At 45.7% G+C, this 13,356-nt stretch carries 11 protein-coding genes and 2 tRNA genes; 4 read left to right on the top strand and 9 right to left on the bottom strand.

What is annotated here, in order from left to right; all coding sequences use genetic code 11:
* Positions 1-31 precede the first annotated feature (31 nt).
* The 9 genes from H8K32_RS07335 to tolA form a co-directional block, all read right to left on the bottom strand.
* Positions 32-913: a class I SAM-dependent methyltransferase gene (locus tag H8K32_RS07335; protein ID WP_186911829.1), complete on the bottom strand. Its 882-nt coding sequence runs from the start codon at positions 911-913 to the stop codon at positions 32-34.
* Positions 914-1,220: 307 nt separating this feature from the next.
* A complete protein-coding gene (locus tag H8K32_RS07330; protein ID WP_186911828.1) occupies positions 1,221-3,125 on the bottom strand; it encodes a sensor histidine kinase in 1,905 nt (634 codons plus the stop codon).
* A gap of 3 nt (positions 3,126-3,128) precedes the next feature.
* Complete coding sequence (locus H8K32_RS07325; protein ID WP_186911827.1) at positions 3,129-4,112, bottom strand: ABC transporter substrate-binding protein; 984 nt, start codon at positions 4,110-4,112, stop codon at positions 3,129-3,131.
* 460 nt (positions 4,113-4,572) lie between these two features.
* Positions 4,573-4,648 (bottom strand) — tRNA-Lys (locus H8K32_RS07320).
* A 55-nt stretch (positions 4,649-4,703) separates the two neighbouring features.
* Positions 4,704-4,779 (bottom strand) — tRNA-Lys (locus tag H8K32_RS07315).
* 71 nt (positions 4,780-4,850) lie between these two features.
* A complete protein-coding gene (ybgF, locus tag H8K32_RS07310) occupies positions 4,851-5,612 on the bottom strand; it encodes a tol-pal system protein YbgF (protein ID WP_186911826.1) in 762 nt (253 codons plus the stop codon).
* Positions 5,613-5,820: 208 nt separating this feature from the next.
* Entirely contained in the window at positions 5,821-6,360 is a 540-nt protein-coding gene (gene pal, locus H8K32_RS07305) for a peptidoglycan-associated lipoprotein Pal (RefSeq protein WP_186911825.1), read from the bottom strand.
* A 28-nt stretch (positions 6,361-6,388) separates the two neighbouring features.
* Complete coding sequence (gene tolB, locus H8K32_RS07300; protein ID WP_186911824.1) at positions 6,389-7,672, bottom strand: Tol-Pal system beta propeller repeat protein TolB; 1,284 nt, start codon at positions 7,670-7,672, stop codon at positions 6,389-6,391.
* A 9-nt stretch (positions 7,673-7,681) separates the two neighbouring features.
* Positions 7,682-8,605 (bottom strand): cell envelope integrity protein TolA, encoded by a 924-nt coding sequence (tolA, locus tag H8K32_RS07295; protein WP_186911823.1) that lies wholly within the window; start codon positions 8,603-8,605, stop codon positions 7,682-7,684.
* Positions 8,606-8,941: 336 nt separating this feature from the next.
* Here tolA and H8K32_RS07290 point away from each other — a divergent pair, with 336 nt between their 5' ends.
* The 4 genes from H8K32_RS07290 to H8K32_RS07275 are packed head-to-tail and all read left to right on the top strand — an operon-like array spanning position 8,942 to position 13,220.
* Positions 8,942-10,156, top strand: coding sequence for an efflux RND transporter periplasmic adaptor subunit (locus H8K32_RS07290; RefSeq protein ID WP_186911822.1), 1,215 nt, complete (start codon positions 8,942-8,944; stop codon positions 10,154-10,156).
* Positions 10,153-10,893 (top strand): ABC transporter ATP-binding protein, encoded by a 741-nt coding sequence (locus tag H8K32_RS07285; RefSeq protein ID WP_186911821.1) that lies wholly within the window; start codon positions 10,153-10,155, stop codon positions 10,891-10,893. The genes H8K32_RS07290 and H8K32_RS07285 overlap by 4 nt, the downstream gene beginning before the upstream one ends.
* 3 nt (positions 10,894-10,896) lie before the next feature.
* The gene (locus H8K32_RS07280; protein ID WP_186911820.1) at positions 10,897-12,054 is read left to right on the top strand and encodes an ABC transporter permease; all 1,158 of its coding nucleotides are present in this window, start codon (positions 10,897-10,899) and stop codon (positions 12,052-12,054) included.
* The gene (locus H8K32_RS07275) at positions 12,051-13,220 is read left to right on the top strand and encodes an ABC transporter permease (RefSeq protein WP_186911819.1); all 1,170 of its coding nucleotides are present in this window, start codon (positions 12,051-12,053) and stop codon (positions 13,218-13,220) included. The genes H8K32_RS07280 and H8K32_RS07275 overlap by 4 nt, the downstream gene beginning before the upstream one ends.
* Positions 13,221-13,356 lie beyond the last annotated feature (136 nt).

Genomic DNA, 13,356 nt, shown 5'->3' with positions numbered 1-13,356 from the left:
CTTAGAATCCATGCTACGTTGTCAACGCACATCATTGAGGAACAAAGAAACGTTCACGCAAGTTATCAAGTCCAGTGGTATTGAGTATTTCCGCTAACCTGTCACCGGGGCGTTTTGCTGGTGTCCCTTTATATTCGGCGACGATTAATTCATTCTTCATCGAGTGTTCCCAACCGACAAGTTCTGTGACTCTGACCTGGTAACCATGTGCTTCTAATTGCAAGCAACGCAGTACATTAGTAATCTGACTACCGAATTCACGAGTATGAATCGGATGACGCCACATTTCTGACAGCGGGTTGCTACGTACAGCATCACCTTTACTCTTACGCAATTCAGCAGCCACTTCCGCCTGACAACACGGCACCAGCACCATAAACTTTGCTTTCTTTTTTAATGCAAATTGAATTGCATCGTCCGTCGCCGTATCACAAGCATGCAATGCTGTGACGATATCTATCTGCTCAGGCAATTTGTCAGAATGTGTGGAATCTGCCACCGATAAATTCAAGAAAGACATCCCGGGAAAATTAAGGCGCTGTGCGAGTTCGGTGGATTTCTGCACCAACTCGTCGCGTGTTTCTATGCCATAGATATGTGCCTGGCTTTGTGCTTGTCCAGATTTAAAAAATAAATCGTACAGAATAAAGCCGAGATAAGATTTACCAGCACCGTGATCAACGAGGCTGATATTGGCATGAGATTCCTGCAACTTTAATAGCAAGGGTTCAATGAACTGATACAGATGATAGACCTGTTTGAGCTTGCGACGGCTGTCCTGATTCAATTTGCCATCGCGCGTAAGGATATGCAGTTCCTTCAGCAGCTCCAACGACTGTCCGGGACGTATCTCATGTTTTTCCTGTACCGGCTGCACCGCAGGCGTTTGCTTTTTTGTGGAATTTTTTTTCATTGTGCGGTGCCTGGTAATTTAGTAATGCTTTAGTTCAAAATAAGTTGCAAAATAAGTTGCAAAAATAGTAGTGAAAAATAAAACCAGAAACAAAAAAGGACACAGGCTGACACCTGCGTCCTTAAATTCGAGAGGCTCAACTGGCACGCCCAGCTCTTGCAAAAAATGTGAGATTTTCGTCTTCATCACACTTCTTTGCCACCCTGTTCAAAACCGAATTTCATAGCTAAATTTCATACCCAAATTATCCGGATTTTGGCACCCAACGTCAACCGTGAACCAAGATATCCATCTATGTTAGCCAAACTCAATTTGAAAGCCCTATCGCTTCATTTGATTTAACAAATTGCTTTTCAACTTCCGGCGTTTGCGCCCTCAACGTAATCCAGAATGTAGTTCCGACTCCGGGTGTACTATCAAAACCAATGCTGCCGCCCATTTTTTCAATCAGGTTTTTACTGATGTACAGACCCAGACCACTTCCGCCATTCATTCTGGTATTGGAATTATTTTCCTGTGCAAATTGTCCGAAGATTTTCCTTTTAAACTGCTCAGAAATGCCAGGCCCCGTATCGCTGACGCTAATCTTATATTCGGCGCCCTGCTGCTCAAGCTTTACAGAAACGACAGGTGGATCACCAGAAAATTTGACCGCGTTAGAAATCAAATTGGTCAACACTTGCATCAATCTACCGGCATCGACCTCCACGACAGCGGCTCTTATCTCGCTCTGAAAATCGAGTTCAATAAAAAACTCTCGTGCATACGCAGCATTATTTTCTATCACTTGGAATATCAATGGAACCAGATCATGCTTTTGCATATCCATATGCATCGCACCAGACGCCAGCTTATTGATATCTAAAATATCGTTCACCAGACCAATCAGGCGTACTGAGTTTCGATGAGCAACCACCACCAGCTTCTTAGACTTTTCATCCAGACTTCCTAAGACTTCGCTCGCCAATAAACCTAGCGAGCCACGAATTGAAGTTAAAGGTGTGCGCAGCTCATGGCTAACCATGGAGATAAATTCAGATTTGATCCTATCCATCAAACGCTGCGCGGTCACATCCTGCAATGTCGCAATCATTCTTGCATGCTGATCGGGACTGTATTCTATCTGCCCAAGAATTCGCACAAAAATCACCTTATTTTGCCCGGTCATCATTTCGAGTTCAATATCGAACGAGTCACCGCCGTCCAACATTTGACTCATTTTTGACTGAAGTATCGTTTGGGCAGTCGGCGTAAAAAAATTCAATAAGGCGTCATAATCAGGTTGGTATCCAGCAGGCATACCGAAGATAGTGCAACTTTGCTCCGACCATCTGACTTCTTGTGTCGTAAAATCCAGTTCCAAGGCACCAACCCCGGCGATACGAGCAGAAGATTTCAATAAAGCATCATTGCGACGAAGTTCAATTTCTATATTTTTTCGTCGATCAAGTTCCGCTTCCCATGAGCCTTTGAATGCCTGCAAATCTGCAGTCATTGTGTTGATCGAGTTTGCCAATTCACTGAGTTCATCATTTCCAGCAACTAAAAGGCGATGTTCGAGACGACCAGCAGCAATAAAGTTGGTACCATCATGTAAGTGATGAAGTCGGTTCTTCAACGAAACAGCCGTTACTCTAAGCGCAGAAATTGTCAACGCAACCAGAATAAAAATGCCAACGGCAATACTTAACATCAACTGAAGATAAGCTGCATCGACCCTTTTCTCGCTCTCTATTTGTAGCGCATCAATCACATCGGTAGTGGCCACGTCTTTCAACAACATCTGGCTAATGAGACGAATATCAAATTGCCTGTCTGCATCAAGCCAAGAGGATGAAGCCGTGGACTTAGACTGATTTAGTACAAAAATTCGTTGAAAAATAATTTCACTAGAATTCAAATTGTCGATCAATTCACGAAACTTATCCCGGTCATCTTCAATCAAATTTTCAGACTGAATTTGATTTACCAAGTTAATTACGTCCGCCTGTCTTTTTGACCAGATTTTTTTGGTGGCGCTTTGCTTAAATAAGAAATATTGATCGCGCTGAAATGCTTTATCTGAAACAGCCGCATGCAAGTTCCACAGCATGTGGTTATATGTCTTTACCTCGTTATATTTAGCCACTGACCATGCAAGTAAAACCAATGCACAAGCAAGCCCGGCGAACAAGCCTATCGAAACCAATCGCAAACGAACCAGTATTCTCATCGTCTATTGCCTAAATTTGATCGCCTCGGGTTTTACCGTGCGCAAAGCATCGAAATAAATGTGCGACAAAAAATCCGGTTCCTGAATCGCTTCCGCAAATTGATTCTGTAAAGCCCATCTCGCCTCATCATCTAAGGTAATCAACAAGGTCGGTGCCAAGGATATTTTAAATTTAAATTCGGGCCAGACTTTTTGCACCGTTTTAAGAGGTACCTGCGTTCTTCTGGTCATAATTTCTTGTGATTCAAGCAGATGAGTAAGACTAAACTTTTCCGCTCTCAATAAACCCCGCAATAATGCCTCGAGTACTTCTGGATGACGTTTTGTGTAGTCCGGTTGACAGACCAGATTAAAAGATTCTGTATACAGTTCTTTATCCAGAAATACGATACCGTTAAATCCCAAAGCATCTGCAATCAGCGCTAATTTGTAATTCCAGATTGAAATTGCATCAACAACGTCATCCATGATCGCAGCCTGCAACTCATTGGGCTTTAAATAGACTGAATGAATATCACTCATCTCCAGTCCATGCGCGCTCAGCATGGCACTTAAGAAAAATTCCGCTGTCGATCCCTTAGGAAATCCAACACGCTTACCTTTCAGATCTTCAGGTCGTTGAATTCCCGCATCCTGGCGGGCGAGGATGCCATTGTTGGTATTCGTAGTGACTACATTGGCAAAAATCGAGATCTCTCCCCCCTTAACAACATGGTACATAATTGGCGTCTCAGCCACGGATGCAATATCATCATCACCCTTCAACATGGACGCCATGGCCGCTCTCCCAAGCTCGAATACTGTCCCGTGAACATCCAAACCTTCATCACGGAAAAATCCTTTTTCAATCGCAATGTGTATCAATGCAGATTGAGGCTGGCTTGTATAAGCAAAATTAACTTTCTGAAGTTGAGGTGCTACAGATCGCGGCTTATCGCAAGCAGATAAAAAAAAGACGCAGACAAAGAAAAGTACGACAGTACGCATACGCCTCCTTTCATTAAACAAATGACAAATGCAGCATTGTATATAACGAAAACTTTGAATAGATTTTCAAGCGAAATTTCGCAACTTAAAGCGTCAATGAAACTTGAAATAGAGGATCTGGACGATGCAAAACGGGAACGACTTAGTTTTCACTGATCGGATGGCGATCAGTCTCTACTTATTACTATTATGATGAACCTGCTTTTAAGTGCGCCCAATTACTGACGTTGATGCGTAAGCCACGGCTAGCATTAACAATACTAAATATACAAAGAAATACAAGCTAAAACTGCATCATTAAATCTCACGAGCGCTTTATGACAAGTTGAATAGAAATCTCGTACCCAGGCACATCTGATGCTTTTCGACGAAGAAGCTGGCTATATCAAAGAAGGTACGTGAAAAGTAAGCACAAAAGCAAAAAGCCAACCCATGCGGGTTGGCTTTTCACATTTTGTTTTGGTAGGCCGTGCGGGATTCGAACCTGCGACCAACGGATTAAAAGTCCGCTGCTCTACCAGCTGAGCTAACGACCCAAAACCTGCTAAAAATCTAAAAACTTAGGCGCAACTTAAGTTTATTTTATATTCGTGGTAGGCCGTGCGGGATTCGAACCTGCGACCAACGGATTAAAAGTCCGCTGCTCTACCAGCTGAGCTAACGACCCGAAAGACCGAAATTATATGGCGTTTCAGCCCCTCTGTCAATCCCTGCTTCAGGATTAAATCCTTATGCCTGCTACTTGAGCGAGGATAGGCGGTTCTTAGCCGCTTGTGCAGCCTCGGTACCAGGATATTGGCTGATCAAGGTTTCCAAGGTTTTTTTGCTTGCGACTTTTTCTTTCAGCTCGGTATAGCAACCTGCAATATTGAGCATTGCATCTGGTGCTTTAGGATGATCAGGATAAGTCTTTACCAATTGCTGCATTGCTGAGATCGTGCTCTTGCAGTCACGTTGCGCGTAATACGAATTGCCCAGCCAATATTGAGCAGAACCCATATATGCCGACTGCGGATATGCAGTCATAAAGCTACTAAATGCTGGTGCGGCATTTTTATAATCACCATCTTTGAACAAAGCCATCGCATTATCAAATGCACGTTGCTCATTGACTTCAACGACCGCATCTTTACCGTCTACAGTCATACGCTTAGGCTCAAGTTTGCGCATGCGGTTATCGAGATCGACATAAAAATCTTGCTGACGGCGCTGGGTATTAGCGATATCGTTCGCTAATACTTCGATCTGTCCGCGTAATTTGGCTATTTCAGAGCGCAATTGCTCATTCTCGTTCGCCAGATCTAAAGCAGTGCTCTTATCGACCTTAGCGTCATTGGTTTTATCTACACGGACATTGACAGCATCTAATTTAGCACGTAAATCGAGAATTGCTTTGCGCGCCTCGTCATCATCAAACAGACCTGCAGAAGCGATACCAGGTGCTAACGCTGAGAGCATCGCTGCAACGAGAATCGAGGTACGGAAAGAAGTAAGTTTCATAGCAATCGATATAAAAAAGAACTGACGCAAAATGTGGGTGATTGACTTATTGTACCTAACAGAACCAGGCAAGCAGTAACCTCACTGCGTGCTAAGTAAGAATCTCAATAATACGATTTTCATCAGCCCAAAATAGAAAGCGCCGGCTACTGCAAAGTGACCGGCGTTAAACTTTATAAGATTTCTGCAATACTGCTATGCATAAAAATTATTGGTAGACGATATCAGAACGACGGTTTTCAGCCCAAGACGCTTCGTCATGACCAGTCGCTTTTGGTTTTTCTTTACCCAAAGAGACGGCTTCGATTTGAGACTCAGGCACACCCAACAAGCTCATGGATTTACGTACAGCTTCTGCACGTTTTTGACCCAATGCCAGATTGTATTCACTGCCACCGCGTTCATCGGTGTTACCTTGAATCAGAATCTTACGTTGCTTGTTTGTTGTCAAATATTTGGAGTGATTTTCAACCACAGATTTGTACTCATCCTTGACAACGTAGCTGTCAAAATCAAAATACACACTGCGTTTAGCCAATACACCTTGTGGATCATTCAATGGATCAACAGAGCCAGTCTGTACTGTCTTAACTGCATTAGGATCAGCAGCTGGGGGAGTTGTTGTTTGCACTGATTTTTCTTCCACTTTAGCTTTGTCTTCGAGCGGTACTTTAGACGCGCAAGCAGTCATCAGCACAACGCTGGAAATCATCAAAGCCAGAGTTTTTGTTTGGGAATTGAAGCGCATATTCTCTCCTGATAAAAGTTAATGAAAATTATTTCATGAAAGGACCCCAAGTGGGCTCCCGAATATCTCCGGCTTGCACCGTCAATCTTTGTTTTACTTTGCCATCGATAGAAACTACTGCTAACGCACCGCGTCGGCCAGATTCGGTTGCATACATAATATAGCGACCATTTGGCGAAAAGCTAGGCGACTCGTCTTTACTGGTATCTGACAAGCGTTGTTCCTGACCGCTGGCCAGATCCAATGCATACAATTGGAACTTCCCCTCACGTCGAGAAATATATGCCAGCGTATTTCCATCTGGAGAAATGCGCGGCGTTATGTTGTAGCTACCGTTAAAAGTGACGCGCTTAGCTTCACCGCCATTGGCACTCATACGATAAATCTGCGGGCCACCGCTACGATCACTTAAGAAATAAATTGATTGACCATCGGCAGAAAACTGCGGTTCAGTATCAATGCTGCTACTGCTGGTAAGCTTTTTCAAATCTGAGCCATCCGCACCAACAGAATAAATTTGCGTCAGTCCGTCGCGCGATAAGGCAATCGCCAGACGGCTACCATCAGGCGACCAGGCTGGCGCGGAGTTACTGCCTTTATAGTTGGCCACAACCCTACGTTCACCAGTCACCAGATTTTGCACCCAGACTACTGGTTTTTTGGCTTCAAAAGAGACATAAGCGACTTTGGTTCCATCTGCCGACCAGGCAGGTGAAATGATCGGCTCATTCGAACGCAATGCGACCTTAACGCCATCGCCATCTGCATCAGCAACTTCCAGGCGATATTCTGATCCCGACTTGGTCACATAGGCAATGCGGGTTGAAAACGCACCACGAACACCAGTCAATTTTTCGTAAATATCGTCAGCAATTTTATGAGCAGTTATACGCGTATTAGTCGGTGGTGTAGCCACCGCAAATCCGGATAAAGTGGACGACTTAATCGTATCGAGCAATTTGTAGCGCACATCGAAACGGCCGTCGGCGAGGGTTTGAACGCTCCCAACCACTAAAGCTTCTGCACCACGCTGTTTCCATTCATCGAAATTAACTGGCGTCGTTTCGGTCATCACCGCGCCAGTATCGATAATTTTAAAATAGCCACTACGCGACAAATCGTCTTTAATGATGCTACTGATTTGCTGTGGTGTCATTGACTCATTGCCAAAGGCTGCGATGGCGACCGGTATTTGCATAGAGCCGACGCCAGAAACCTCAACGCGCAATTGAGCGTAAGCTGGTACGGTACCCATTAAATTCACGCCCGCCGCTAACACAGCAGTAATTGCGATTTTTTTCATCATAGACATCATTGCAAATTACTCTTCTTTCATTTTGTAGTGCAAAACTAAGCTCGTCGCCGCAGCTCCCGAGCTATCTCTAGGAAATGGTTGCGCTTTTTCTATACCTTTAGCCACCGCATCGTCAAAACCTGGAATTCCAGAAGATTTCAATTTGCGTACCGGTCCACGTAAATAACCATCCGGCAACAAGTCAATTTGGTAATCAACTGCCGGATTGCCAACAACAGCATCCGACACATTGTAATTCGTATTTGACCGAATTTTTGCAGCAATTTTTGCAACATAACTCGGATCGCCACGGTTATTGCCAGTTGAGCGGGCTGCCGTACCATTTCCACCGCTACCAGTTGCGCCAGCCTGAGCGGACAGGCGTTGCATGTTTTCCTGAAACAACTTATCGCTGGCCGCTTTTTCTTTCGCCTGCTGTGCTTTTTGCTCAGCAAGCTTCTGTTTATCGAGCTTGTCTTGCTTTTGCTTTTCCAGTTCTTTATCTGCCAGACGTTGCTTCTCAGCCTCTTTTTCTTTCTTGGCTTGTAACTCTTGATCTTTACGCTTTTGTTCAGCTTGCTGTTGTGCTATCTCTTGCTTGCGCTCGTCTTCTTTTTGTTTTTCAAGTAACTTGCGTTTTTTATCCTGCTCTATCGCAATTTCAGGATCTTCCTTAGGTGCTTCTTCTTTGGCGACTGGCGGTGGTGGTGCAATTGTTGGCTGCGGGACAGGCTCCGGCTCGACTGGCACCGCCAACGGCGCCGCCTCACGCATGGTCATATCCCACACCTCAGCCTCAACGGCGGTTGGCGTAGTGTTCTGCCACTTAATACCTACCCATAAAAAGCCAAGCAATAATAAATGCACAAAAATAGCCAGCGCGATGGCACGCCCCTCGCCCGACTGGTATTGCTGAAAATTTGGCCGACCTGGAATAGAAACTTGATTCATAAGTGAGTTGGATTCGCCAAAGTTGACTTGGTTCCGAAAAATGTGAAATTTTAAATGGCGACGCCTGAATTATAAGCTTGCTATATAAGAAATGATTAACTTGCAGCTCTGAAACCGAAAAAATTGCAGCAAAGCTTCTCAATAGCAATGCCAAATGTTGCATTTAAGTAATTTTATTGATTGGATTTACCTATTTCATTGCAGTCATATCGAGTGCCAAAATACCTATGCCGAAGCGAGATGAAATCAACGCAACAATAATAAAAACGTTATCCGTGTAGAATTTGCATACGCACGTTTTTTTCTTTGCTTTCATTCAGGACATAAAAGATATCTATGGACAACGCGACGAGCACTGCAGCTACGCTAAAACAATTAAAAATTGACCGCGGCAATAGTAGTCCCGGCAAAAAGAAAAAAATTGGCCTTTGGCTCACTCTTGCGGGCGTCATTGTTGCCACAGCAGGCATCATATTAAAGCCTGGCAAAACCGAGGTTCAGGTAACGTCAGTCATTACCACCTACCCTTCCCAGCAATACGCGCAACTGACTGCCTCAGGATACGTCGTTGCACAAACCCGCGCAGCAGTGGCAAGTAAGGCCACTGGGCGCCTGGTGCAGTTAAATGTTCGCGAAGGTAGTCAAGTCAAAAAAGGCGACCTGTTGGCACAACTGGATGCCAGTGACATCGTCGCTGCCAAAATGCAGGCGCAGGCCAGTATCAGACAGGCTGAAGCTGGTGTGGCACAGGCGAATGTTGAGTTACTCAATGCTGAAGTGGAACTTAAACGCAGCTTGGGTTTGCAAAGCCAGGGCTTCATTTCTGCTCAAGCGATTGATACTGCGAAAAATCGTGTCGCCGTAGCAAAAGCCGCTTATCAATCCGCCCAAATGGGCGTCGGCGTCGCTCAGTCTGTTTTAAAAGTACAACAAGTCAACCAGGACTACACAGAAATCCGCGCCCCATTTGATGGTGTGGTATTGGTCAAAAATGCCAATGTCGGCGACATCATCACACCATTTTCTAATGCTGCTGGCAGTCAGGGCGCGGTGGTAACGATGGCGGATATGAGCACCCTGGAAGTGGAAGCGGACGTATCCGAAAGCAATCTTGCCAAAGCCCAGATAGGGCAACCAGTTGAAATTACGCTGGATGCCCTGCCCGACAATCGCTTTCGCGGTAGCATCGTCAGCATCGTCCCGACCGTTGACCGCGCTAAAGCGACCGTCATGACAAAGATTCGGTTTGAAAAACTCGACCCACGCATCCTGCCTGAGATGAGTGCAAAAGTGACCATCCTGTCCAAAGCGATCACCGATACCGATCAAAAACCAATACTGGCCTTAAATCCCAAAGCCATTATTGAACGAGATGGTATTAAGCAAGTATTCCGCATTAATGACGACAAATTAGAGCTTTTACCGATTTCAACTGGTCGCAAAATCGGCGACAACCTCGAAGTGACTGGCAATATTAAATCCGGTGACAAGTTAGTACTCTCGCCCTCTGAAAAATTAAAAGCAGGCGCACAAGTGGTGATCGGTAAATGAGCGCATCTGAACAAGCTTTAGCGGACAAAGTATTGATCCGCATTACCGACCTGAATAAATCTTATGAGCGAGGCGGCCAACATATTCCAGTGTTGGAAGGTGTAAATCTGGAAGTACAAAGCGGTGAATTTATTGCACTCATGGGGCCAAGTGGATCAGGCAAAAGTACGCTACTCAATCTGATTGCAGGAATCGACAAACCGACCTCGGGCCGCATAGAAATCGCTGGTGTGAATATCGCGAATTTGAGCGAAGGTGAATTGGCTGACTGGCGTGCAGCGAACGTTGGTTTCATTTTTCAATTTTATAACCTGATGCCAGTACTCACTGCATTTGAAAATGTGGAATTGCCATTATTACTGACACACTTATCGCGCAACCAACGCAAAAAGCATGTGGAGGCTGCGTTAGCGATGGTCAGCTTAACTGACAGGATGGATCACTATCCCAACGAACTATCCGGTGGACAGCAGCAACGGGTAGCAATTGCCCGTGCCTTGGTGACAGACCCAACGCTGATCGTCGCTGATGAACCAACGGGCGATCTCGATCGCGTGACTGCTGGCGAGGTATTAGATTTGCTGGACGAACTACACAGTGAACTCGGAAAAACCATTGTCATGGTGACACATGATCCCAAAGCGGCGTCGCGTGCCAAACGTCTGGTACATCTGGAAAAAGGCGTGCTGGTGCCAGATGATGCAATAAATACCGCTGTACTACCCGTTTCACACTAAACCATGTTCATTTTTAGACTACTCCTCAAAAATGCTTTTCGACACCGCTTGCGGACCATTTTAACGATGGTCGGTTTGGTGGTGGCGATCTGCGCTTTTGGTTTATTGCGCACGATTGTAGACGCCTGGTATGCCGGTGTTGAAGGTACCTCCAGCGTGCGTCTGGTCACACGCAACGCTACGTCCCTGACCTTCCCGCTTCCTTTAAATTATGCTGAGCGTCTCAAAACTGTTGAGGGCGTGACGGGTGTTAGTTGGTCGAATTGGTTTGGTGGCGTGTATATCACGGAACGCAATTTCTTTCCGCAATTTGCGGTCGAGGCAGCCAGCTATCTGGCGCTATATCCAGAATACGTTTTGAAAGATGATGAAAAAAAGGCGTTTTTGTTAGATCGTCAGGGAGCGATTGTTGGTCGCAAACTCGCCAATCAATATGGCTGGAAAATTGGTGATCAGATTCCTATCCGCGGCACGATTTTTCCGGGCACCTGGAACTTCACTCTGCGTGGTATCTGGGATGGTATTGATGCCAAGACCGATGAATCACAATTACTGTTTCATTGGCAATATCTGGCTGAAACCGTGCGCAAACGACAAGCGTCGTCCGCTGATTATGTCGGTGTTTACATCGTGCGGATCAACGAACCAAATAACGCGCCCCTCATCTCTGAGCGTATCGACACACTGTTTAAGAACTCACTGGCGGAAACGCTGACCGAAACAGAAAAAGCATTCCAACTAGGATTTGTTTCTATGAGCGAGGCAATTCTGGTCGCCATTAATGCCGTCAGTATTGTGATCGTCGTGATTATCATGGCGGTGATGGCGAACACCATGATGATGACGGCGCGTGAACGAATTGCAGAATATGCGACGCTCAAAGCCTTGGGGTTTTCTCCGGAGTTTGTCATCAAATTATTGTTTGGAGAAAGTCTGGTGATTGCCTTGCTGGGTGGGGGTTTAGGGATGTTGGCTACCATTCCGATTGCGAATGCGTTTGCCAAATCGGTCGGCACCTTATTTCCCGTGTTTAGAGTATCCGATACCACGATGCTGTACCAGTTCTTGGCCAGCGTCATCGTTGGCGTGGTGGCAGCTACATGGCCTGCATGGAAAATGAGTCGCATCGATATCGTCAATGGCCTGAGGCACGTAGCATGAAAGCCATTCCTATTTCTTACATCGCCAGAAATCTTTGGGTACGCCGTTTCACAACGTTGCTGACCGCCGGCGGTATGGCGCTTGTGGTGTTTGTGTTTGCTGTTGTGTTGATGATGAGTGAAGGCATACGCGCTACATTGGTCGCCACTGGTCAAGCCGACAACGCGCTGGTGTTGCGTAAAGGTGCCGGTGCAGAAATCAACAGCGCCATTTCGCGCGATCAGGCCGCTATCATAGAAAGTTTGCCCGGCATTGCCACCAATGAAAAAGGACAAGTGCTGGTTACCAAAGAACCCGTCGTCCTTAACAATTTACCCAAACGCAGCAATGGCAAACCCAGCAATGTCACGATGCGTGGCAGTTCTCTAACCGGGCTGGAACTCAGACCGGAAATGAAGATCGTGCAAGGTCGTATGTTTCGACCCGGTACTTCAGAAATTATTGTTGGCATCGCGATTGCAAAAGGTTTTCGCGGAACACAGCTCAGTGAAACTCTGCACTTTGCGCAACGCGACTGGGTGGTGGTCGGTATTTTTGATTCTGGAAAAACCGGCTTTGATAGCGAAATCTGGGGCGATGTCGATCAAATGATGGCAGCGTTCCGGCGCAATGTTTATTCAACCATGGTGTTCCGCCTCGCGGATAGGAGCGCGTTTGAAAAAATCAAAACCCTGATTGGCAACGACCAACGTTTGCAATTAGACGTTAAACCAGAGATACAGTTTTATGCAGAACAAAGCGAAGCACTCGCCACCTTCATACGGATTCTGGGTTTAAGTTTGTCGGTGATCTTTTCTATCGGCGCGGTAGTCGGCGCGATGATCACGATGTTTGCTGCTGTCGCCCAGCGGGTAGGTGAAATCGGTACGTTACGCGCTTTAGGTTTCCGTCGAGGTGCGGTGCTGACTGCCTTTTTGCTTGAGTCATTACTGCTATCATTCGTCGGCGGTTGTATCGGTTTATTTGCCGCCTCATGGATGCAGGCGGTCGATATCTCAACGACCAATTTCCAGACCTTTAGCGAACTCGCTTTTCAATTCAAGCTCAATCCGGACATCATCGTCAAAACGTTGCTCTTTTCTTTATTTATGGGCTTTGTTGGCGGGTTTATCCCTGCGTGGCGAGCAGCGAGGATGAATATAGTAGATTGTTTACGTGCTGCTTAACTATCCAACAAATGAGGCCAATAAAACGAGAAATTTTTGAACTAAAAGCTTCACTACCAGCGCAATCCCACGATTATTTCTTGCTTAGCCATGGCAAAATTAGTAATTCCTGACTTTAAAATGAACCAGGCATTAT

The organism is Cognatundibacterium jejuense, assembly GCF_014284255.1.
Lineage (GTDB): Bacteria > Pseudomonadota > Gammaproteobacteria > Burkholderiales > Burkholderiaceae_D > Undibacterium > Undibacterium jejuense.
Note: the sequence above shows the minus strand (reverse complement) of the source record. Positions and strands in the feature narration are given on the sequence as shown.